This window comes from Pedococcus sp. P2_E2, from assembly GCF_056403955.1.
The window spans coordinates 15170-35928 of sequence record NZ_JBFUEM010000011.1; the positions used below are offsets into that span (position 1 = coordinate 15170).

21 protein-coding genes are annotated in these 20759 nt (G+C 71.6%); 6 read left to right on the forward strand and 15 right to left on the reverse strand.

All coding sequences use genetic code 11. The annotated features are described in order from the left end of the window. Nucleotides 1–43 precede the first annotated feature (43 nt). A complete protein-coding gene (groES, locus tag AC1DWR_RS18960) occupies nt 44–337 on the reverse strand; it encodes a co-chaperone GroES (RefSeq protein WP_056882342.1) in 294 nt (97 codons plus the stop codon). A 321-nt stretch (nt 338–658) separates the two neighbouring features. Here groES and AC1DWR_RS18965 point away from each other — a divergent pair, with 321 nt between their 5' ends. The 3 genes from AC1DWR_RS18965 (at nt 659) to AC1DWR_RS18975 (ending at nt 3589) form a co-directional block, all read left to right on the forward strand. Then, complete coding sequence (locus AC1DWR_RS18965) at nt 659–1504, forward strand: GNAT family N-acetyltransferase (protein WP_477614766.1); 846 nt, start codon at nt 659–661, stop codon at nt 1502–1504. A gap of 37 nt (nt 1505–1541) precedes the next feature. Further along, nucleotides 1542–2774 carry a class I SAM-dependent methyltransferase gene (locus AC1DWR_RS18970; protein WP_477614765.1) on the forward strand — a complete coding sequence of 411 codons (1233 nt, stop codon included), beginning with the start codon at nt 1542–1544 and terminating at the stop codon, nt 2772–2774. 104 nt (nt 2775–2878) lie between these two features. Next, a complete protein-coding gene (locus AC1DWR_RS18975; RefSeq protein WP_477614764.1) occupies nt 2879–3589 on the forward strand; it encodes a VldE C-terminal domain-containing protein in 711 nt (236 codons plus the stop codon). Between the two features lie 104 nt (nt 3590–3693). Here the strand turns inward: AC1DWR_RS18975 and AC1DWR_RS18980 are convergent, their stop codons facing one another. The 3 genes from AC1DWR_RS18980 to AC1DWR_RS18990 form a co-directional block, all read right to left on the reverse strand. After that, a complete protein-coding gene (locus AC1DWR_RS18980) occupies nt 3694–4530 on the reverse strand; it encodes a ribokinase (RefSeq protein WP_477614763.1) in 837 nt (278 codons plus the stop codon). Continuing rightward, the gene (locus tag AC1DWR_RS18985; RefSeq protein WP_477614762.1) at nt 4530–5513 is read right to left on the reverse strand and encodes a nucleoside hydrolase; all 984 of its coding nucleotides are present in this window, start codon (nt 5511–5513) and stop codon (nt 4530–4532) included. The genes AC1DWR_RS18980 and AC1DWR_RS18985 overlap by 1 nt, the downstream gene beginning before the upstream one ends. A gap of 89 nt (nt 5514–5602) precedes the next feature. After that, nucleotides 5603–5797 (reverse strand): hypothetical protein, encoded by a 195-nt coding sequence (locus AC1DWR_RS18990; RefSeq protein ID WP_477614761.1) that lies wholly within the window; start codon nt 5795–5797, stop codon nt 5603–5605. Nucleotides 5798–5834: 37 nt separating this feature from the next. Between AC1DWR_RS18990 and AC1DWR_RS18995 the strand changes: the two genes are divergently transcribed. Next, nucleotides 5835–6845: a glycoside hydrolase family 3 N-terminal domain-containing protein gene (locus AC1DWR_RS18995; protein ID WP_477614760.1), complete on the forward strand. Its 1011-nt coding sequence runs from the start codon at nt 5835–5837 to the stop codon at nt 6843–6845. A gap of 45 nt (nt 6846–6890) precedes the next feature. Here AC1DWR_RS18995 and tsaD read toward each other — a convergent pair whose 3' ends face one another. The 9 genes from tsaD to glmS are packed head-to-tail and all read right to left on the reverse strand — an operon-like array spanning nt 6891 to nt 15594. After that, nucleotides 6891–7940, reverse strand: coding sequence for a tRNA (adenosine(37)-N6)-threonylcarbamoyltransferase complex transferase subunit TsaD (tsaD, locus tag AC1DWR_RS19000; protein WP_477614759.1), 1050 nt, complete (start codon nt 7938–7940; stop codon nt 6891–6893). After that, entirely contained in the window at nt 7937–8401 is a 465-nt protein-coding gene (rimI, locus tag AC1DWR_RS19005; RefSeq protein ID WP_477614758.1) for a ribosomal protein S18-alanine N-acetyltransferase, read from the reverse strand. Before rimI ends, tsaD begins: the two co-directional genes overlap by 4 nt. Continuing rightward, nucleotides 8398–9072, reverse strand: coding sequence for a tRNA (adenosine(37)-N6)-threonylcarbamoyltransferase complex dimerization subunit type 1 TsaB (gene tsaB / locus AC1DWR_RS19010; RefSeq protein WP_477614757.1), 675 nt, complete (start codon nt 9070–9072; stop codon nt 8398–8400). The genes rimI and tsaB overlap by 4 nt, the downstream gene beginning before the upstream one ends. After that, on the reverse strand, nt 9069–9542 hold the full coding sequence (tsaE, locus tag AC1DWR_RS19015) for a tRNA (adenosine(37)-N6)-threonylcarbamoyltransferase complex ATPase subunit type 1 TsaE (protein ID WP_477614756.1): 474 nt from the start codon (nt 9540–9542) through the stop codon (nt 9069–9071). Before tsaE ends, tsaB begins: the two co-directional genes overlap by 4 nt. Beyond that, complete coding sequence (locus tag AC1DWR_RS19020; protein WP_477614755.1) at nt 9535–10707, reverse strand: alpha/beta fold hydrolase; 1173 nt, start codon at nt 10705–10707, stop codon at nt 9535–9537. Before AC1DWR_RS19020 ends, tsaE begins: the two co-directional genes overlap by 8 nt. Further along, entirely contained in the window at nt 10704–11882 is a 1179-nt protein-coding gene (gene alr, locus AC1DWR_RS19025; protein WP_477614754.1) for an alanine racemase, read from the reverse strand. Before alr ends, AC1DWR_RS19020 begins: the two co-directional genes overlap by 4 nt. Before the next feature lie 29 nt (nt 11883–11911). Continuing rightward, nucleotides 11912–13369: a bifunctional ADP-dependent NAD(P)H-hydrate dehydratase/NAD(P)H-hydrate epimerase gene (locus tag AC1DWR_RS19030; protein ID WP_477614753.1), complete on the reverse strand. Its 1458-nt coding sequence runs from the start codon at nt 13367–13369 to the stop codon at nt 11912–11914. Between the two features lie 3 nt (nt 13370–13372). Then, complete coding sequence (locus tag AC1DWR_RS19035) at nt 13373–13723, reverse strand: holo-ACP synthase (protein WP_179421791.1); 351 nt, start codon at nt 13721–13723, stop codon at nt 13373–13375. A gap of 11 nt (nt 13724–13734) precedes the next feature. Beyond that, nucleotides 13735–15594: a glutamine--fructose-6-phosphate transaminase (isomerizing) gene (gene glmS, locus AC1DWR_RS19040; protein WP_477614752.1), complete on the reverse strand. Its 1860-nt coding sequence runs from the start codon at nt 15592–15594 to the stop codon at nt 13735–13737. Nucleotides 15595–15661: 67 nt separating this feature from the next. On the opposite strand from glmS, the gene coaA reads away from it, so the two are divergent. Together coaA and AC1DWR_RS19050 are read left to right on the forward strand one after the other, a co-directional pair. Then, on the forward strand, nt 15662–16633 hold the full coding sequence (gene coaA, locus AC1DWR_RS19045; RefSeq protein WP_477614751.1) for a type I pantothenate kinase: 972 nt from the start codon (nt 15662–15664) through the stop codon (nt 16631–16633). Nucleotides 16634–16705: 72 nt separating this feature from the next. Then, nucleotides 16706–18130 (forward strand): class II fumarate hydratase, encoded by a 1425-nt coding sequence (locus AC1DWR_RS19050; protein WP_477614750.1) that lies wholly within the window; start codon nt 16706–16708, stop codon nt 18128–18130. Nucleotides 18131–18140: 10 nt separating this feature from the next. On the opposite strand, the gene AC1DWR_RS19055 is transcribed toward AC1DWR_RS19050, so the two are convergent. Together AC1DWR_RS19055 and AC1DWR_RS19060 are read right to left on the reverse strand one after the other, a co-directional pair. Further along, nucleotides 18141–18890, reverse strand: coding sequence for an aggregation-promoting factor C-terminal-like domain-containing protein (locus AC1DWR_RS19055; protein ID WP_477614749.1), 750 nt, complete (start codon nt 18888–18890; stop codon nt 18141–18143). A 295-nt stretch (nt 18891–19185) separates the two neighbouring features. Further along, nucleotides 19186–20514: a PhoH family protein gene (locus tag AC1DWR_RS19060; RefSeq protein ID WP_477614748.1), complete on the reverse strand. Its 1329-nt coding sequence runs from the start codon at nt 20512–20514 to the stop codon at nt 19186–19188. Nucleotides 20515–20759: the final 245 nt, after the last annotated feature.

A 20759-nucleotide genomic window follows, 5' to 3' on the forward strand; every position in this document is an offset into this window, starting at 1 on the left:
GCAAGCCGGCATACAGGGCACGTCACTCACGCGGTGCGGATGCTCAGCCGACGATGGCGAGGACGTCGCGGGCGGAGAGGATGAGGTACTCCTCGCCGCCGTGCTTGATCTCGGTGCCGCCGTACTTGCTGTAGATGACCCGGTCGCCGACGGTGACGTCGAGCGGGACGCGGTTGCCGTTGTCGTCGATCCGGCCGGGACCGATCGCGAGGACCTCGCCCTCCTGGGGCTTCTCCTTCGCGGTGTCCGGGATGACGAGGCCAGACGCGGTGGTCTGCTCGGCCTCGACGGACTTGACGACGATGCGGTCTTCGAGCGGCTTGATGGAAACCGACACGATGATGACCTCCCCTTCGGGAATGTCGAAGATGGACAGGTGGATGGTGCTGGTCGTGCTGTGGTGCTCTGCTTGCTCTGGCACAGAAGTTGCTCTGTCACAGAAGTCACTGCCTGGCGGTCGCCGTCGCGGGGATCGACCGACTGGCTGCGTTAGCACTCGGCGAACCGGAGTGCCAACGCAAATCTAGGCTCGCGGTTAGCACTCGGTCAACTCGAGTGCCAGAGTTTGGCGGCGCGTTCGCCACGAGCGGACGACGCAGGACTGCGCGACCGACAAACCAGTTGCCTGGTCGGGCCCGCGGGCGGCAGTGTCGGCCACGTGACCGACACCCACGAAACCTCTGCCGACAACGCCGACGAGACGTCCGCCGTGCTGCTGCGAGCGTACGACGAGCAGCTGCGCGAGGAGCGTGAGGTGCCCTCGTCACTGGCCACCGCCCGGCTCGGCCCCCTCGTGCTCGCGACGTTCATGGGTGGGCACGGCTTCATCACCTACCGCACCCTCGACACCGACGCCGGTCCGGCCACGAGGGAGTCGGTCGCACAGCTTGTGGACGGGGCCCTCGCGCACTACGAGGCGATGCCCGAGATCACGGCCGTCGAGTGGAAGTCCCGGGGCCACGACCACGCCCCCGGCCTGCACGAGGCCCTGGTCGCACGCGGCTTCACCCCCGACGAACCCGAGTCGATCATGATCGGCGAGGCCCGCCTGCTCGCCGTCGACGTCGCGCTGCCCGACGGCGTCGCCATCCGACGGGTGACCGACGAGGGCGACATCCGGGCGATGTGCTCCATGCAGGCGGAGGTGTTCGGCGACGACGCCAAGGAGGCCAAGGACCACGCGGACCAGGTCCTGCACCGGCTGCGGACCCGCGACGACATGGAGATGTGGGTGGCCGAGCACGACGGCCAGATCGTCAGCGCCGGACGGCTCGAGCCCGTCGCCGGCACCGAGTTCGCCGGCATCTGGGGCGGCGCGACCCTGCCCGAGTTCCGCGGACGGGGGATCTACCGAGCCCTGACCTCCGCGCGCGCACGCTCGGCCATCGACCACGGCAAGCGCTACATCAACAGCGACTCGACCGAGTTCTCCCGGCCGATCCTCGAGCGCTCCGGCTTCCTCAAGGTCTCGACCACGACCCCCTACGAATGGCGACGCCCGTAGTCCACCCACCGCCCGGGCGTACGACAGAATGCCGGGCATGGATCTGGCCCTGCTGCGACGGCTGACCACCGGCGAGGGCTGGGGTCTGCTGCAGTCCCTCCCGCCGTACGACGAGTCGGCCGCCTTGGGCCTGCAGCACCGGCTGCGCACCGCGGGGTTCGAGCCGGACCTCGTCGCAGCTGCCCTGAACCAGGCCCGGCTGCGAGCCAAGGCCCAGGACAAGTTCGGCGAGTTCGCCCGCGGGATGGTGCTCACCTCCGATGGGCTCGAGCAGGCGACCCGGCTGGCGGTGGCCGCTCAGCATGCCCAGCGCTTCCGGGCCGCCGGCATCCACACGGTGCACGACCTCGGGTGCGGCATTGGTTCGGACGCCATGGCGATGGCGGGCCTCGACCTGCGGGTCAGGGCCATCGACGCCGACGAGGTCACCGCGGGGATCGCGGCGGTGAACCTGCGGCACTGGCCGGACTCCACGGCATACCAAGGGCTGGCGGAGGAGTTCACCGCGCCGGCTGGTGAGGGGGCGCGCGGCGTGGGGGCGTGGCTCGACCCGGCGCGACGCACGCCCGGCGTCGCCGACGTGAGCGGCCGAACCCGCAGGATCTTCAACCTCGCCGAGATCTCGCCGAGCTGGCCCACCGTCCAGGAGGTGGCCCGCGCACTGCCGGCCACCGGGGCCAAGCTGAGCCCCGGCTTCCCGCACGCGGCCCTGCCTCCGGGCGCTGAGGCGCAGTGGACGTCCTGGGAGGGCGACGTCGTCGAGTGTGTCGTGTGGTGGGGACCGCTGGTGCGGACTGGTGGGCGCACCGCCGCCCTGCTGCGCGACGCCGGGCCAGCCGTGGTCGTGACCGAGGCAGAGGGGGACGGCACCGCTCCACCGCTGCAGAACCTCGCCGACGTGGGTGGCTGGCTCTACGAACCTGACAAGGCAGTGCTGCGCGCCGGTCTGGTGGGTGCACTCACGGCCGCGACCGACGGGGCCGAGCTGGACGCCGGCGTCGGCTACGTCGGGTCGAGCCGGTCCGTCGACGTCCCCTTCGCCAAGCGGTATGCCGTGGTGGAGGCGATGCCGTTCAACGTCAAGGCGTTGCGCGGCTGGCTCCGCGACCACGGCATCGACCGGCTGACCATCAAGAAGCGCGGCGTCAGCGTCGACGCGGACCTGCTGCGACGACAGCTGCGACTGCCCGCGAAGGGGCACAACGAGGCGATCGTGATCCTCACCCGCGTGCGTAGCAACCAGGTCGCGATCATCGTCCGACCCGCCTGACCGGCGCGGCAACCGGAGGCAACTGCACGCACCCCTGGTCAAGCCGTGCCCGAAATGGCCGGGAGTTCGCCCTGCGCCGTTACCATCTCGTATCCTCGACCGCGATGCCTTCCCCTCACACCACCGGCTCCGGCCGCCATCGAGCAACCAGGACCCGCCGCGCCGCGGTCATGTCTGGCCTCTGGCGACGCCCCAGCCACCGGTCTGCGCTCAAGGGTCTCGGCGTCGCCGCCTCGGCTCTCGGCGTGGCCACCGCCTTCGCGGCCCCGGCGTCGATCCCGACCCTCGAGCTCACGTCCGCACAGGTTCGGCCCCCGGTCGAGGCGCGGGCGCAGGCCGTGTCCGCACCGGCCCGGGTCACCCGCTACGGCGTCATCGGGTTCACCGCGCAGGCCGAGTCGGCCGCGCGCAGCAAGCCGCGGGCCTCCGCGAGCCCGACGGCCGATCGCACGAGTACGGCGGTCTCGCGCAACACCTCACGCGCGGGCCTGTCCAACGTCGGTGGCATGACGCCGAACGCGATTGCCGTCATCAACGCCGTCAAGAAGCAGTTCCCCGGCTCCGGGCCGTTCGGCGGGTTCCGCGCCGGCGACCCGGGAGACCACGGCAGCGGTCACGCCGTCGACATCATGTGCAGCACGGCCGAGGGCAACGAGATCGCCAGCTTCCTGCAGGCCAATGCCGGGGCCCTCAACATCAAGTACCTCATCTGGCGCCAGCGCATCTGGAATCCGGGCGGCACCTGGGAGGCCATGGCGGACCGTGGCAGCCCCACGGCCAACCACTACGACCACGTGCACGTCTCGGTCTACTAGACCGTCCTCTCGACTCCTGGCCACCGGTGTGGCACGCGGGCGGGCTTGCCCGTGTCTCGTGAGCCACTGATGGCCCGAAGTCGCGGACGGTCCGGCTGGTCTGGCTAGAGCTCGGGGTCGAGCTGGGCACCGCGGTGACGGACCGCATCCGCGCCGGCCTGGCTCGCTGCCCTCACGGCCGCCTCGCGGTCCGCTCCGCTCGCCAGTGCCGCCGCCAGGGCCCCACAGAACGCGTCGCCAGCGCCGGTCGTGTCGACCACCTCCGCCTCGTCCACGGGTATGCCGTCCGACCGCTCCCCGTCCCAGCTGCACCCGGCTGCACCGAAGGTCACCAGCACCGAGGTCGGGGCGGCAGCGCTGTCGGCCAGCTGGAGCGCCTCGTGCTCGTTGACCACGAGCGGGTCGGCGAGGGCCACGACGTCGCGCGGCAGGGCGGCATACGGGGCTGCGTTGAGGACCACGCGGGCGCCACGCCCGTGGGCGGCGCGCGCGGCAGCTGCGACGGTCCGCAGCGGCACCTCGAGCTGGACCAGCAGGACGTCGCCGGGCTCGAGGTCAGACAAGGCGTCCGGCAGGTCGTCGGCCGAGACGTGGGCGTTGGCGCCGGGGATGACCACGATGGAGTTCTCGCCCTCGTCGTCGACGGTGATCCACGCCTGGCCGGTGGGGGTGCCGTCGACGACGCGCACGGCCGAGACGTCGATCCCGCGGGAGCGAAGCCGCTGCAGGTAGGCCTGACCTGCGTCGTCCGACCCGACGGCGCCGACCAGCCCCACTGTCGCACCGGCCGCGGCAGCCGCGACGGCCTGGTTGCCGCCCTTCCCGCCCGCGAACCGGTGCAGCGGGCCGTCGGCGAGGACGGTCTCCCCCGGCCCCGGGTGGCGCTCGACCGCGGCGACGAGGTCGACGTTGAGCGAGCCGAGGACGACCACCCGCCCCATCAGCGCATCCCGCCGCTGACGGTGTCGAGCCACAGGGTGGCGTAGCGCTGGCCGTCGACCTCGAGGCAGACGTCGATGCTGGACCGGGCCTGGCCGTGGGGGTCGTGGGCGAGGCCACCTGACCACTCCCGTCTGTCGACGATCGTGCGTCCGCGGGACCAGGTGCCCGCGAGCTCGACGCGCACCGGGAGCCGCTCACGGCGCACTCCTCCCGGCTCCAGGACGGCGCAGACGGCACCGGCGTCGCCGATCGTGGCGTCCGGTGACCCGAACCGCTCACACTGGAACTCGATGAGGCGGCCGGCCAGCTCGGCTGCGTCGTGACCACCCGGTGCCGCCAGGGTGCGGGCCGTCTCGAGGCTGACCCGTGGCTCGTAGAAGACGTCCAGGCCGTACATCGTGAGCGGGATGTCGAGGTCGGCACAGGCGTCGAGCACGACTGCCGCGGCCTCCGGGTCGTGGAAGACGTTGAACTCGGCCGAGGCTGTCGCATTGCCGACCTGCGCTGCCCCGCCCATGAAGACGATCTCGCGAATCCCCTTGGCAACACTGGGATAGGTGCGCAGGAGCAGGGCCAGGTTGGTGAGCGGTGCAAGCGGGACCAGGGTGACCCAGGGGGCGTCGTCGGCGTGGCCGGCAGCCTCCAGGAGCACGTCGCGCAACAGCTCGACGGCGTGGCGGGAGTCGGGCCGGCGCTCGGACCTGGCCCAGTCGAGATCACCCATCCCGTCCCGGCCATGGACGTGCCTGGCGTCGACCGGTTCCTCCAGCAACGGGCGTTCGGCACCCCTGGCCACCGGGACGTCGGCGCGGTCCGCCGCGTCCAGCACGGTGAGGGTGTTGGCCACGACGGCGTCCACCGCCGCGTTGCCCCCCACGCACGTCACGGCACGCAGGTCGAGCGCTGGATGCAGCGCCGCCAACAACAGCGCACAGGCGTCGTCGACCCCGGTGTCGACGTCCAGGACGACGGGAATGGCCATGTGGCGATCCTGCCAGAGGCGGGGTGGCGGCAGCCCGGTCCGGGTTTCGTCGCGGCTGCGTGGCCGGGGTAGGTTCCGTGCGTGACTGCTCACCCGGCGCGCCACGCCCGCCTCCTCCTGGTCGGCCTGGCGGTCGCGGCGCTCACAGCGACCGCAGGGTGCGACGCGGGCAGCGGGTCGTCGGGCAGCGGGTCTTCGGGTACCTCAGGGTCTTCGTCGGGGTCGGCCACCAGCCCGAGCAGCTCCAGCTCTGGGACCTCGAGCACGTCCAGCACGACGACCACCCCAGCCCCCACCTGTGGCGAGCAGCTCGCTGCCGCGATGACCGCGCCGCAACGGGCCGGTCAGCTGCTGATGGTCGGGCTCCAGCCGACCGGCAGCTCACGTGCCCTCGCTGCCCAGATCCGGTCGCAGCGGCTGGGTGGGGTGATCTACCTCGGCGGGTGGTCCGGCGGGTCCGCCTCGATGGCGACCATCTCGAAGCGACTGAGGACGGCGGCCGCGGACGGGCTGCTGGTGGCCGCCGACCAGGAGGGCGGCCAGGTCCAGCAGCTGCGAGGCCCGGGGTTCACCCGGATGCCGTCGGCCCGCACCCAGGCCACGACCGGCGTCGCCCGCGAGGAGGAGAACGTCGAGCAGTGGTCCCGCGAGCTCGCGGCTGCCGGCGTCAACGTCAACCTGGCACCGGTGGCGGACACCGTGCCCACCTCGCTGGGCGCGGCCAACCAGCCGATCGGACGCTACCGTCGCGACTTCGCCCCCGGTTCGCCCTCGACCAACGCGAGGTATGCCGCGGCCTTCGTCCGCGGCACCCTCGCCGCCGGCATTGCCCCCACCCTCAAGCACTTCCCGGGGCTTGGTCGCGTCACCGGCAACACCGACGTGAGCAGCAGCGGCATCACCGACCGGACGACCGACGCCGGCGACCCCTACCTGGCACCGTTCGCCGCGGGAGTCGGTGCCGGCGCACCGATCGTCATGATCTCCTCGGCCCGCTATCCCAAGCTCGACCCGGACAACCAGGCGATGTTCTCCAAGGCCGTGGTCACCGGGCTGCTTCGCGACACGCTGGGCTTCGACGGAGTCGTGATCACCGACGACGTGGGCGCCGCCAAGGCCGTGTCATCGATTCCGGTCGGCCAGCGGGCGACCCGTTTCATCGCTGCCGGTGGCGACATCGTCCTCACCGCCAGGGCGTCGCAGGCGCCCGTCATGCTCAAGGCGATCGCCGCCAGGCGGGCCGCCAGCCCGGCCTTCGCTGCCCAGGTCGACGCGGCGGCGGCGAGGGTGCTCGACCTCAAGGCCGACCTCGGCCTTGTGAAGTGCTCCTGACCGACTCCTTCACCGGCCCCCTGGGATGCCCTGCCGGGTCACCGGCTAGGACTGGACCAGCGTCACGGGCATCGAGGAGTCCGCGGGGAGCCCGAGGTCTGAGGGCGCTCGTCCCTTGAGCACCATCTGCGCCCCGAGCGATGCGACCATCGCACCGTTGTCGGTGCAGAGTCCGGGGCGCGGCACCCGCAGCGTGATGCCCGCCGCGTCGCAGCGCTCCTGGGCCATGGCGCGCAGCCGGCTGTTGGCTGCCACCCCACCACCGATCTGAAGGTTCGTGACGCCGTGCTCCTTGCAGGCCAGGACGGCCTTGCGGGTCAGCACGTCGGTGACCGCCTCCTGGAACGACGCGGCGACGTCGGCCACCGGCACGGGCTCCCCCGCCGCCTCACGCGCCTGCACCCAGCGGGCGACGGCGGTCTTGAGCCCCGAGAAGGAGAAGTCGAACCGGTAGCGCTCCATGTCGCGCCCGGTCGTCAGCCCGCGGGGGAAGTCGATCGCGAACCGGTCACCCTCACGCGCCATGCGGTCGATGGGCGGCCCGCCCGGGAAGGGCAGCCCGAGGACCCGCGCCACCTTGTCGAACGCCTCGCCCGCTGCGTCGTCGATCGTCGACCCCAACGACTGGATGTCGTGCGTGACATCGGGCACGAGCAGCAGGGACGAGTGCCCACCGGAGACGAGCAGGGCCAGGGTGGGTTCGGGCAGCGGGCCGTGCTCGACGATGTCGACGGCGACGTGCGACGCGAGGTGGTTGACGCCGTACAGCGGGACGCCGAGTGCGACTGCGAGCGACTTGGCGGCGGCCACACCCACCATCAAGGCGCCGGCGAGTCCGGGACCTGAGGTCACCGCGATCGCGTCCAGGTCGGCGAGCTTGATGCCCGCCTCGCGGGTGGCTCGCTCGATGGTCGGCACCATCGCCTCGAGGTGGGCACGGCTGGCCACCTCGGGCACCACGCCGCCGAACCTCGCGTGCTCGTCGACACTGCTGGCGATCGCGTCGACGAGCAGGGTCTCGCCCCGCACGATGCCCACGCCCGTCTCGTCGCAGGACGTCTCGAGCCCGAGGACGAGCGGCTGGTCGGCGCTCACGGCGCCACCTCCCGGAGGGTCAGCCGCATCACGTGGGCGTCCACGTCGCCAGGCTGGTAGTAGCGCCGACGCACGGTCAAGGTCTCGAATCCCCTTGCCTCATAGAGCTTTCGGGCCGGTTCGTTGTCGGCCCGCACCTCGAGCATGAGGTATGCCGCGTGGTCGGCCCTCGCGCGCGACACCAGCTCCTCGAGGAGCCGGCGACCCAGGCCGCGACCCTGCGCGCGGGGCGCGACGGCCATGGTCATGACGTCCGCGACCTCACCGCCGAGGTCGACGCCGGCATAGCCGACGATCGCTCCGTCGGCGTCCTCCTCGACGACGTAGGAACGTCGGGGTCGGGCAGCGAGCTCGGCCCAGAGCGAGGCGGGCGTCCACGCATCCTCGGGGAACAGCTCCCCCTCGAGGGCGACGAGGTCGTCGAGGTCGGTCCAGTGCAGGTCTCGCATGGTCGTCGTCACCGCTTGGCCCGCTCGGCGGTGGTGAGCGCGTCGGGGCGGCGCAGGTAGAGCGGCTCCACGGGCAGCTCGAGGCCGGCGGCAAGTCGTTGCAGCGCAATGCCGCCCAGCAGCCCTGCCGAGACGTCGAGGACCTCGACCGGTCGGGGGAAGAGCTCGGGATAGAGCACGGGGCCACGACCGGCGGTGGGCAGCATCCGGTCCTCCTCGGGCACGTCCGCGGGACGCGCGACGGCCGGGTCGGTGAGGCGCACGGCCCGGTCCTCCTCAGGGCGGTCGAGGTCGACCCGGTAGCGAGCCCAGTAGACCTCCTTGCGTCGCGCGTCAGTGGCCACGAGGAACTCGCCGCCGCCGACATCCTCCACCGCCTGCTGCGCCAGGGCGTCGAGGCTGCACACTCCGTGCACCGGGATCCCTCGGGCGTGCCCGAAGACCAGCCCGCTCACGATGCCGACCCGAAGCCCGGTGAAGGGCCCGGGACCGTTGCCCACGACGACATCCGTCACGTCTGATGGGGCAACCCCGGCACGGGCCATGAGGTCGCGCATGAGGGGCGCGACGCTCTCGGTGTGACCGCGCGGGTCGTCGGACCCTCCGAAGGCCCACCGCGAACCAACAGACACCGCCACGCTCACGGACGTGGACGTGTCGATCGACAGCACGACGCGGCTCATCCAGCCGCCCCCAGGGGCGTGAGGTCGGCGTCGACCCATCGGGCGCCGTGGGTCTGGACTCGCGCCCGGCGGGTGTCCTCCCCGGACAGCGTGATCTCCAAGCGGTCGTCGGCGAGGTCCTCCGCGAGGCCGTGACCCCACTCGACCACGGTCACCGACTCCTCCAGCGACGCGTCGAGGTCGAGGTCGTCGAGCTCGGCGAAGCCACCGAGTCGGTAGGCGTCGACGTGCACCAGTGCCGGCCCGCCCACCAGGGACGGGTGCACCCGCGCGATCACGAAGGTGGGTGAGGTGATCGGGCCACGCACGTCGACGCCCTCGGCGATGCCCTGCGTGAGCGTGGTCTTGCCGGCACCGAGCCCACCGGTGAGCACCACGAGGTCGCCGGCGGTCAGCAGGCGACCGAGGCGCACCCCCCACGACCGGGTGTCCTCCGCGGTGGGCAGGTCTGGGCTGGTCAGCTCAGGCACGGCCTTCTCCGCGTCGCGCCCTGGCGACCTTGCGACGCTTGGCGAGGTCGGTGACCGTGCGCCGGACCCGCGGCTTGCGTGCGACCCGCACACCCTCGGCGGCCGCCCGCATGCCTCGGTCGATGAGCGACTCGAACTGCTCGTTGAGCACCTCGGGGTGCTCGAGCATGATGATGTGCCCGGCCTCCTCGATCACGACGTGCTCAGCGCCGGGGATGAGGCGGACGATCTCCTCGCTGTGGTCGGGAGGCGTGAGGACGTCGTGAACTCCGTTGAGCACCAACACCTCCACGCCGTGGAAGTGCACGAGGGCATCGCGCTTGTCGTGCTGGTCGAAGGTCGGCAGGAAGTCCGCCATCACGTCGAGCGGGGTGCCGAAGATCATGTCTGCGGTCAGCCGGACCGCGATGGGCGGCACGGGCGAGGCGAAGCTCCACCGCTCGACCAGGAACTCCTCGATGTCACGACCGGCCCGCAGGGCCGTGCGGACCAGCCCGGGCCGGGACGAGAGGCGGTCAAGGACCCCCGGGCCGAAGCGGCCCACGAGCTTGCCGAAGTACTGGCCGAAGCCGAGCGACACCAGCTGGGCGCCACCCGCGCTGGTCGCGACGAACGCCGTCGCGACCACACGGTCGCGGATCAGGTCCGGGTCCTGGTCGGCGAGGGCCATCGTCGTCATGCCACCCATCGAGTGACCGATGAGGACGAGCTGCCCCTCGGGTGCGGCCTCCTCGATGACGCGGTGCAGGTCGCGGCCGAGCTGGTCGATGTCACAGGAGGCCTCGCTGCCCCGCCCCGAGCGCCCGTGCCCCCGCTGGTCCCACGCGACCACGCGGTGGCCGTCCCTGACCAGCGCCTTGCGCTGGAGGACCCAGCTCTCGAGGCTGAGGCAGAAGCCGTGGGAGAAGACCACCGTCGGCTTCTCGGGAGACGCGGTGTCGGCCGCCGGTTCGTCGATCTCGACGTGCAGGGGCACGCCGTCGTCCGCGACGACGACGAGCTCCTTGTCAGGTGTGTGGGCGTAGGCACCGACGGGGGCAAGGACCGAGAGGCGCGCGTGGCGTTCCTTGCTGACCCGGCCCGCCGCGATGCCGGCGGCCGTGGCGACGCCGGCGGCGGCCAGACCGATGCCCAAGCCGGCCAGGCTGCGGTTCGTGGGGCTCACAGGTCGCCCCCGAGGTAGACCCGAGGCACCCTGGCGCCGACTCGCGTCACGATCTCGTAGTTGATGGTGTCGATCGCAGCTGCCCAGTCCTGCGCGGTGGGCTCCCCGGCCACTCCGACGCCGAAGAGGACGGCCTCGTCCCCAGCCTGCGCAGTGCTGTCGGGACCCAGGTCGAGGACGAACTGGTCCATGCAGACCCGTCCCGCCACGGCATACCGGCGTCCGCCGACCTGCACCGGTCCGACGCTGGTGGCGTGCCGCGGCACGCCGTCGCTGTAGCCCATCGGCACCAGCCCGAGCCTGGTCTCCTGGGTCGTGGTGTAGACGTGACCGTAGGACACCCCCTGCCCCGCAGGGGAGTCCTTCACGCTGGACAGCCGGGCGACGAGCCGCATGGCCTCACGCAGGCCGAAGTCCTCGGGCGCCCCCAGCTCGGGGACCGGAGAGAGGCCGTAGACGGAGACTCCCGGACGCACGAGGTCATAGTGGGCAGACGGGTTGGTGAGGGTGGCCGCCGAGTTGGCCAGGTGCCTCACCTCGGGCGTCAGGCCGGCGCGCTCAGCTTGGTCGACGATCCCCTCGAACCGCTCCTGCTGGGCCTTGACCGTCGGGTGCTGCGGGGCGTCGGCGTAGGCGAAGTGGCTGAACAGCCCCACGAGCTCGACTGCCCGCTCGGCCTGGGCCGAGGCCAGGGTGGTCAGCAGCTCGTCCAGGTCGGAGTCCCAGGCGCCGTTGCGGCCTAGCCCGGTGTCGACCTTGAGGTGGACCCGCGCCGTTCGTCCCGTGGTGGTGGCGGCGGCCAGCACCTGGTCGAGGGCCCACGTCGTGGAGACGCCGAGGTCGATGCCGAGCTCGACGGCTTCGACGAAGTCCTGGCCGGGCACGTGCAGCCACGACAGCAGCGGCGCCTCGATCCCGGCGCGGCGCAGCTCGACGGCCTCGGGCAGCTGGGCCACGCCGAGCCACGCGGCTCCCCCGCGCAGGGCGGCGCGGGCACTGGGCACCAGGCCGTGGCCGTAGGCGTCGGCCTTGACGACCGCCATCACCTCGGCGCCGCCGGCCAGGCGCTTGAGGGCCGCGACGTTGGCGCTGATCGCGGACAGGTCCACCTGGGCGCACGCGGGCAGCCCCGGCGGGGCCGGGGCTGGGGGGGTGCTGATCGTGGTGTTGCTCATCGCCGCCCAGTCTTTCACGAGGGCGGGAGTCAGCGCGTGAGCAGGTGCGCGACCGTCGCGGGTATGCCGTGGGCGACGGCGAGTGCGCGCACCGGACCTCCGGGGTTGGCCCCGTCCGCGGCGACGCCGTGCACCAGAGCCCCCAGGCTGCCGGCGTCCAGCGGCGAGAGCCCCGCAGCGAGGAGGGCCCCACAGACTCCGGCGAGCACGTCACCGGCTCCAGCCGTGGCGAGCCAGGGGGGTGCGTCGTTCTGGGAGCGGACCGGGAGACCTGAGCCCGTGGGTGGCACGACGAGGGTGGTGGCGCCCTTGAGCAGGACGGTGGCGCCGGTGAGGTCGGCCGCGCGGCGAGCATGGCCGACCGGGTCCGCCTGGACCGCCTCACGGGTGGTCTCGGAGCCCTCGAGTCGGGTGAGCAGCCGGGACAGCTCGCCCGCGTGAGGGGTCAGCAGGATGGGTCCTCCGCGCGTCCCGTCGACCAGGTCCAGACCGCCAGCGTCGACGAGGACCGGCAGGTCGGAATCCAGGGCGGCGCGGGCGACATCGAGCTGGGCCTTGCTGCCCCGCGCCCGCGAGGCGGTGTCGATCCCGGGGCCAACCACCCAGGCCTGAACGCGCCCCTCGCCGTGGACGGCCTCGGGGATGGCCGCCCGGACCAGGCCGGTCGGGGTCGGCGTGCCGACGTAGCGCAGCATGCCCAGGCCGGCACCGACCGCAGCCGTGCAGCACAGGATGGCCGCCCCCGTGTAGTCCTCACCGCCGGCGACMACTCCGAGGACACCGCGGGAGTACTTGTCGTCGGTGGCCGTGGGGACCGGCCAGAGGCGCGCCACGTCGGAGAAGTCGAGGCGTTCGACGTCGGGTGGACCGTCCAGCACGAGCCCGATGTCGATGACCGTCAGCCGCCCGACGGCAGCCTCGGTCGCAGGGAGCAGGTGCACCGGCTTGGCCACGCCGAAGGTCACCGTCTCGTCGGCGAAAACCCCTGTGTCCGAAGCACTCTCACCCGCCGGGTCCTGACCCGACGGCAGGTCGACGCTGACGACGTAGGCCGACTCGGGGATGGCGTCGACCCACGCGATGGCAGCCTCCGGCAGCCCCGGTCTGCCTCCGATCCCCAGCAGCCCGTCGACGAGGAGGTCGGCGGCGGCGAGCGGGGCCGCCCAGTCGCCGTCCACGGCCACGACCCTCACGCCGGCCGCCTGCCACGAGGTCGCGTCGCCGATGCCCAGAGGCCAGTTCCCTTGCAGCGCAACGCAGTCGTAGCCGTCCTCCGCGAGGTGGGCCGCGGCATACAACGCATCTGCGCCGTTGTTGCCCGGCCCGGCGAGGACCACGACGCGGGTGCCCCCGGAGGCTTCGAGTCGGGCACGGCACACCTCGGCGAGCCCTGCGGCTGCGCGTGCCATGAGCTCGCCATCGGCGAGCTCGCCCATCAGGGCTTCCTCGGCGGCGCGGACGCGCTGCGCCGACCAGGCCCTCAGCACTGCTCAGCCCTCCGCGATGACGACGGCCGAGGCGATCCCCGCGTCGTGCGACAGCGAGATGTGCATCGCGTGCACGCCGAGGGCCTCGGCGCGAGCCTCGACGGTGCCGGTGACCTGAAGGTGTGGGCGGCCGTCGTCGCCGCGTCGCACCGTGGCGTCGTGCCACTGGAGGCCGACGGGTGCGCCAAGCGCCTTGGCCAGCGCCTCCTTGGCGGCGAACCGCGCGGCGAGCGAGTTGAGCGGCAGGGAGCGCTCCTCGTCGGTGAACAGGCGGTCGAGCAGGCCGGGCGTGCGTTCGAGCGTCTGCCCGAAGCGCTCCACGTCGACGACGTCGATCCCGACCCCGACGATCACCTAGTGGCCGATCACTCGACGGTGACGCTCTTGGCGAGGTTGCGGGGCTGGTCGACGTCCAGGCCCTTGGCCGAGGACAGGTGCAGCGCGAAGACCTGCAGGGGCACGACGGTCAGCAGCGGCGCCAGCAGCGGCGACGTCGCGGGCACCCGGATCACCTCGTCGGCGAAGGGCACCACGTCCTCGTCACCGTCCTCGGCGACCACGATGGTGCGGGCGCCACGGGCGCGGATCTCCTGGATGTTGGAGACGACCTTCTTGTGCAGCTCGTGCGGGGTGCCCGGGCCGGGGACCACGATGAAGACCGGCTGCCCAGCCTCGATGAGGGCGATCGGGCCGTGCTTGAGCTCACCCGCCGCGAACCCCTCGGCGTGGATGTAGGCGAGCTCCTTTAGCTTGAGCGCTCCCTCGAGGGCAACGGGGAAGCCGACGTTCCGGCCGAGGAAGAGCACCGACCGCGTGTCGGCCATGAACCGGGCGATCTCCTTGACCCGGTCCATCCGACCGAGCAGGTCCTCGAGCTTGGCCGGGATCTCGTGGAGCTCCTTCATGACCGACTGCGCGTCGTCGGCGAAGGTGCCGCCCCGCAGCTGTGCGAGGTAGAGCCCGAGGATGTAGCAGGCGGTGATCTGCGCGAGGAAGGCCTTGGTCGAGGCGACCGCGATCTCGGGACCGGCGTGCGTGTAGAGCACGGCGTCGGACTCGCGCGGGATGGTCGAGCCGTGCGTGTTGCAGATGGACAGGGTGAGCGCGCCCAGCTCGCGGGCGTGCTTGACGGCCATCAGGGTGTCCATCGTCTCGCCGGACTGGCTGATCGACACGACCAGCGTGCGTTCCGTGGCGATGGGGTCGCTGTAGCGGAACTCGTGGGCGAGGGAGACCTCGACGGGGATCCGGGTCCAGTGCTCGATGGCGTACTTGGCGACCATCCCGGCGTAGGCCGCGGTGCCGCAGGCCACGATCGTGATGCGGTCGACGCCCCGCAGCTGGTCCTCGGTGATCGACATGTCGTCGAGCACCAGTCGCCCGTCGATGTCGGTGCGGCCCAGCAGGGTGTCGCCGACGGCGTGCGGCTGGTCGTAGATCTCCTTCTCCATGAACGTCGCGTAGCCACCCTTCTCGGCGGCGGCGGCGTCCCAGGTGACCTCGTAGTGCTTGCCCTCGGCGGGCGTGCCGTCGAAGTCGATCACCGAGTAGGAGTCGGGCGTGATCGTGACGATCTGGTCCTGGCCGAGCTCGAGGGCGTTGCGGGTGTGCCCGATGAAGGCCGCCACATCCGAGCCAAGGAAGTTCTCGCCCTCGCCCAGCCCCACGACGAGGGGGCTGTTCCGTCGGGCTCCGACGACGACGCCGGGGCTGTCGGCGTGCACCGCCAGCAGGGTGAAGGCGCCCTCCAGGCGGTTCACGACGTTCCGCATGGCCTCGGTGAGGTCCCCCGTGGTGGCGTACTCGCGGGCCACCAGGTGGGCTGCGACCTCGGTGTCGGTCTCGCTCTCGAAGGTCGCGCCGTCGGCGAGGAGGGCGTTCTTGAGCTGGTGGAAGTTCTCGATGATGCCGTTGTGGATGAGGGCGAGCTTGCCGTCCTCACCGGCGCGGTGCGGGTGGGCGTTCCGGTCGGTCGGCCCGCCGTGCGTCGCCCAGCGGGTGTGACCGATGCCCGTCGTCGCGCCCGGGAGGTGGTCCGCGTCCAGCGCCTCCTGGAGGTTGACCAGCTTGCCGGCGCGCTTCTCGCTCGAGACCCCGTCGGTCGTGACCAGGGCGACGCCCGCCGAGTCGTAGCCCCGGTACTCGAGGCGGGCCAGCCCCTCCATCACGACGTCCAGCGCTTTGCCGTCCGCGTTCGGGCCGACGTATCCGACGATTCCGCACATGGGAGGCAGCCTAACCGTCGACCGCCTCGCGGACTGCATCCAAGGGTCTGCGAGCCCGTGAGCAAGAATGGCGCCTGTGAGCCACCCCGCGAACGGCAACGGCGCCCTTCCCTCGCCCTACGTCGAGCTGGACCGTGCCGCCTGGGCCCGGCTGCGGGAGAACCAGCCGCTCAACCTCGACGCCGACGACGTGAGCCGGGTCCAGGGGCTGGGCGAGCGGGTCGACCTCGCCGAGGTCGAGGAGGTCTACCTCCCCCTCTCGCGCCTCCTGAACTTCTACGTCGGCGCCACGGCCGGGCTGCACCGGATCACGGGCGACTTCCTCGGCGAGAGCCCTGCCAAGACGCCCTTCGTGATCGGCGTCGCGGGGTCGGTCGCCGTGGGCAAGTCCACGACCGCTCGCCTGCTCAAGGAGCTGCTGTCCCGCTGGCCGGGGACGCCTGAGGTCGAGCTCATCACGACCGACGGCTTCCTCTACCCCAATGCCGAGCTCGAGCGTCGGAACCTGCTGCAACGCAAGGGTTTCCCCGAGTCCTACAACCGTCGAGCGCTGCTGCGGTTCGTGGCTGAGGTCAAGTCCGGCAAGGCCGAGGTCAGCGCACCGGTCTACTCACACCTGACCTACGACATCGTGCCCGGCGAGCGCGTCGTCGTCCGCCAGCCCGACGTGCTCATCGTGGAAGGCCTCAACGTCCTGCAGGCGCCGCGGCTCCAGGAGGACGGACGCACCGGTCTGGCGGTGAGCGACTTCTTCGACTTCTCGGTCTACGTGGACGCCCACCTCGACGACATCCGGCAGTGGTACGTCGAGCGGTTCCTGCGCCTCCGCGAGACGGCCTTCGCCGATCCCCACTCGTACTTCCACCGCTACGCCGTGCTGTCCGACGAGCAGGCCCGCGACACCGCCGCGCGGATCTGGCGGGAGATCAACGAGGTCAACCTGCGCGAGAACGTGCTGCCCACCCGCAGCAGAGCGACCCTGGTGCTCGCCAAGGGCAAGGACCACAGCGTGCGTCGGATCCGCCTCCGCAAGCTCTAGCCGCCACACGCCGCGTAGCCGACCACGCGGCATACCTCACCCGAGGGCTGGGCTCGGGCGCATGATGGGGGTATGCCGTCCGCTTCCGACCGCGTGCAACCCACCGCCCCTGCCACACGCACCGAGCACGACTCGATGGGGGACGTGGAGGTGCCCGTCGACGCCCTGTGGGGCGCCCAGACCGCGCGTGCGGTCGAGAACTTCCCCATCTCCGGGCAGCCTGTTCCCGCCGGGGTGATCCACGCGCTCGCCCTGCTCAAGGCCGCCGCCGCCGAGGTCAACGCCGAGCTCGGGGTGGTCGAGCCCGCCATGGCTGGAGCCATCGCGGCCGCTGCCTCCGAGGTGGCGCAGGGCGGGCACGACGACCAGTTCCCCATCGACGTCTTCCAGACGGGGTCGGGCACCTCGACCAACATGAACGTCAACGAGGTCGTCGCCCGGATCGCTCACCTGGCCTCCGGCGACGCCGTCCACCCCAACGACCACGTCAACGCGGGGCAGTCGAGCAACGACACGTTCCCGAGTGCGCTGCGCATCGCAGCCACCCTGGCCGTGCACCGCGACCTCGCACCCAGCCTGAGGCACCTCGCCAAGGCGTTGCGGGCCAAGGAGACCCAGTTCGCCGAGGTCGTCAAGGCCGGCCGCACGCACCTCATGGACGCGGTGCCGGTCACGCTCGGACAGGAGTTCGGTGGCTATGCCAGGCAGGTCGAGCTGGGCGCCGACCGCGTCCTGGTCGCGGCGCAGGCGACGGCGGAGCTGCCCCTCGGCGGCACGGCGGCCGGGACCGGCCTGAACGCGGCACCGGGGTTCGCGCCGGCCGTCATCGAGCGGGTGAGCAGCCAGACCGGGGTGGACTTCCGGGAGGCCGCCGACCACTTCGAGGCCCAGTCCGCGCAGGATGCCGTCGTCGAGCTCAGCGGGGCGCTCAAGGTCGTCGCCGTGAGCCTGACCAAGATCTGCAACGACCTGCGCTGGATGTCCTCCGGTCCACGGTCGGGTCTCGGCGAGATCCACCTGCCCGACCTGCAGCCCGGGTCGAGCATCATGCCCGGCAAGGTCAACCCGGTGCTGCCGGAGGCCACCCTGATGGCCTGCGCCCAGGTCATCGGCAACGACACGACCATCACGGTGGCCGGCGCCTCGGGCGCCTTCGAGCTCAACGTCATGCTGCCCGTGATGGCACGCAACATCCTCGAGTCCGCGGCACTGCTGGCAGCGACGTCCAGGCTGTTGGCCGACCGCTGCGTCGCGGGTATCGAGGCGGACGTCGAGCGCGCCAGGGACCTGGCCGAGGGCTCTCCGTCGATCGTCACCCCGCTGAACCGCTACATCGGCTATGAGGCCGCTGCCGCTGTGGCCAAGCAGTCGATCAAGGAGCGACGCTCCATCCGCGACGTCGTGATCGAGCGCGGCCACGTGGCCAGCGGCGAGCTCACTGAGCAGCAGCTCGACGAAGCGCTCGACGTGCTCGCCATGACCCGACCGCCACGCTGAGCGGTGTGGCTCAGTACCAGTGCGGGGAGCGGCTCTGCCACGCGTTCAACGCGCCACACGGCGTGCCGTACGAGCTCTTGATGTACTGCAGGCCCCAGCGGATCTGGGTCGCCGGGTTGGTCAGGTAGTCCGAGGCGACGGTGCCCATCTTGGAGGCGGGTAGCGACTGCGGGATGCCGTAGGCGCCGGACGAGGAGTTGGTGGCCTTGTAGTTCCAGCCGCTCTCGCCCATCCAGAGGCTGTCGAGGCAGCTCCACTGGCCCTGGTCGAACCCGAACTCGGGGAGGAGCGCGCGAGCAGCGGCGCGGGGGTCGCTCTGGGCGTTCTCGAGGATGGCCTGCTTCTTGGCCTCGAGCGCCTTGCGGGCCTTGTCGCGGGCCACCTTCTCGGCGGCCTCGCGGCGCGCGGTGGCGGCGGCCTGGGCCGCGGCAATCGCGGCGATGCGGTCCTTCTCCTGGGCCGCGGCCATGCTCGCGTTCGTCTCGTTGCGGTCAGCGGCCAGCCGAGCGGTGTCCTCGATCTGGGCATCGGCGAGCTCGTTGGCCTGGGCGATGGCCTCGGTGCTCACCGTGAACGCGGCAGCGCCGGTCTGTCGCTGGTCCGCCGCCTGGTAGCCGGCAGCGGTCGTGGCGATGACCGCGAGCAGCACGCTCGAGGTCACCGCGGGGCGGCGGATCGCCTTGGTGAGGCCGGAGGATCGAGAGGCTTTCCTGCCGTGGGCCGCACCGTTGCGGTGCCGTCCCTGGTAGGGCTGACTCATACGGGTTCCTCCAAAGGAAAGGCCACCGCATGCGTGGTGGCCTTTGTCGATGCCGGGGGGTGTCGTTGCCAAGTCGCCCAACAGGCTTGCTACAGCCCAACAGACAGCGTCCCGGCACGTTATGAAACCGAGACTTTACCCGACCTTGGAAGTCGAACTCCAATCGCCTTCATACCACTGGTGCTCCTGTGACAGGTGTGACACCAGATTCACCCATTTGGGGGAGGCACACCGCCCTCTGAGCAGGGCGGTGTGCCTCCGGACACATCGGCAGCGACTCCGCGCCAGGCGTCCCTCAGACCTCGAGTCCCTCGAGCAGGTCAGTCACCAGCGCCGCAATCGGGCTGCGCTCGCTGCGGGTGAGGGTGACGTGGGCGAACAGCGGGTGCCCCTTGAGCGCCTCGATGACAGCGGCCACCCCGTCGTGCCGACCGACCCGCAGGTTGTCCCGCTGCGCGACGTCGTGCGTCAGCACCACCCGTGAGTTCTGGCCGATGCGCGAGAGCACGGTGAGCAGCACGTTGCGCTCCAGGCTCTGCGCCTCGTCGACGATGACGAACGCGTCGTGCAGCGAGCGACCCCGGATGTGGGTCAGCGGCAGGACCTCGAGCATGCCCCGGTCCATGATCTCCTCGACGACCTCGTGCGAGACCAGCGCTCCCAGGGTGTCGAAGACCGCCTGGGCCCACGGCCCCATCTTCTCGGACTCCGAACCAGGCAGGTACCCCAGCTCCTGGCCCCCCACGGCATACAGGGGGCGGAAGACGACGACCTTGCGGTGCTGGCGCCGCTCCATGACCGCCTCGATGCCGGCGCACAGCGCCAGCGCGGACTTGCCGGTGCCGGCCCGCCCGCCCAGGGAGACGATGCCCACGTCGGGGTCGAGCAGGATGTCGAGGGCGATCCGCTGCTCGGCGCTGCGGCCGTGCAGCCCGAACGCGTCGCGGTCGCCGCGCACCAGCCGGATCTGCTTGTCGGCGCCGACCCGCCCCAGACCGCTTCCCCGCGGCGAGAGCAGGACCAGGCCGGTGTGGCAGGGCATCTCGGCGGCCGCCGCGTTCTCGATGCGGCCGTGCTCGTAGAGGGAGTCCATCTCGACGGTGGTGACGTCGAGCTCGGCCATGCCGGTCCAGCCGGAGTCGACGGCGAGCTCGGCGCGGTACTCCTCCGCGTCGAGCCCGACGGCCGACGCCTTGACCCGCATCGGCAGGTCCTTGCTGACGACGGTGACGGCGAACCCCTCGTCGGACAGGTTCTTGGCGACCGACAGGATCCGGGTGTCGTTGTCCCCCAGCCGGAAGCCGGCCGGCAGCGAGCTCGGGTCCGTGTGGTTGAGCTCGACGCGCAGGGTGCCCCCCACGTCCCCGACGGCCACAGGCGCATCGAGCCGCCCCTCGCTCATGCGCAGGTCGTCGAGCAGCCGCAACGCCTGCCGCGCGAAGTACCCCAGCTCCGGGTGGTGCCGCTTGGCCTCGAGCTCGGTGACGACCACGACCGGGAGCACGACCTCGTGCTCCTTGAACCGCAGCATGGCGCGCGGGTCGGACAGCAGGACAGAGGTGTCGAGCACGAACGTCCGGAACGCGGGCGCCTGGGGCTTGCCCTTCACCTTCGGCACCGGCATGGCGCGAGAGGCCCCTGGGGTGACCGACGTGCTGGCGGTGCGCGGCGATGAGCTGAAGGAGGTACGACGGGTGCTGTCGTGGTTCGAGGCCAATGTCTCTCCTTGGCACAGCGCGCGCTTCGGCGCGATGCGCCTACTCGCGAACGAGGTGCCGGGACCAGGCTCTCCCACTGCGGTGGAGCCGGTTCCGGCCCTCCGCTCGGAGCTGGATTCGCTCCATAGGTCGGCCTCCCCGAACGTGGGAC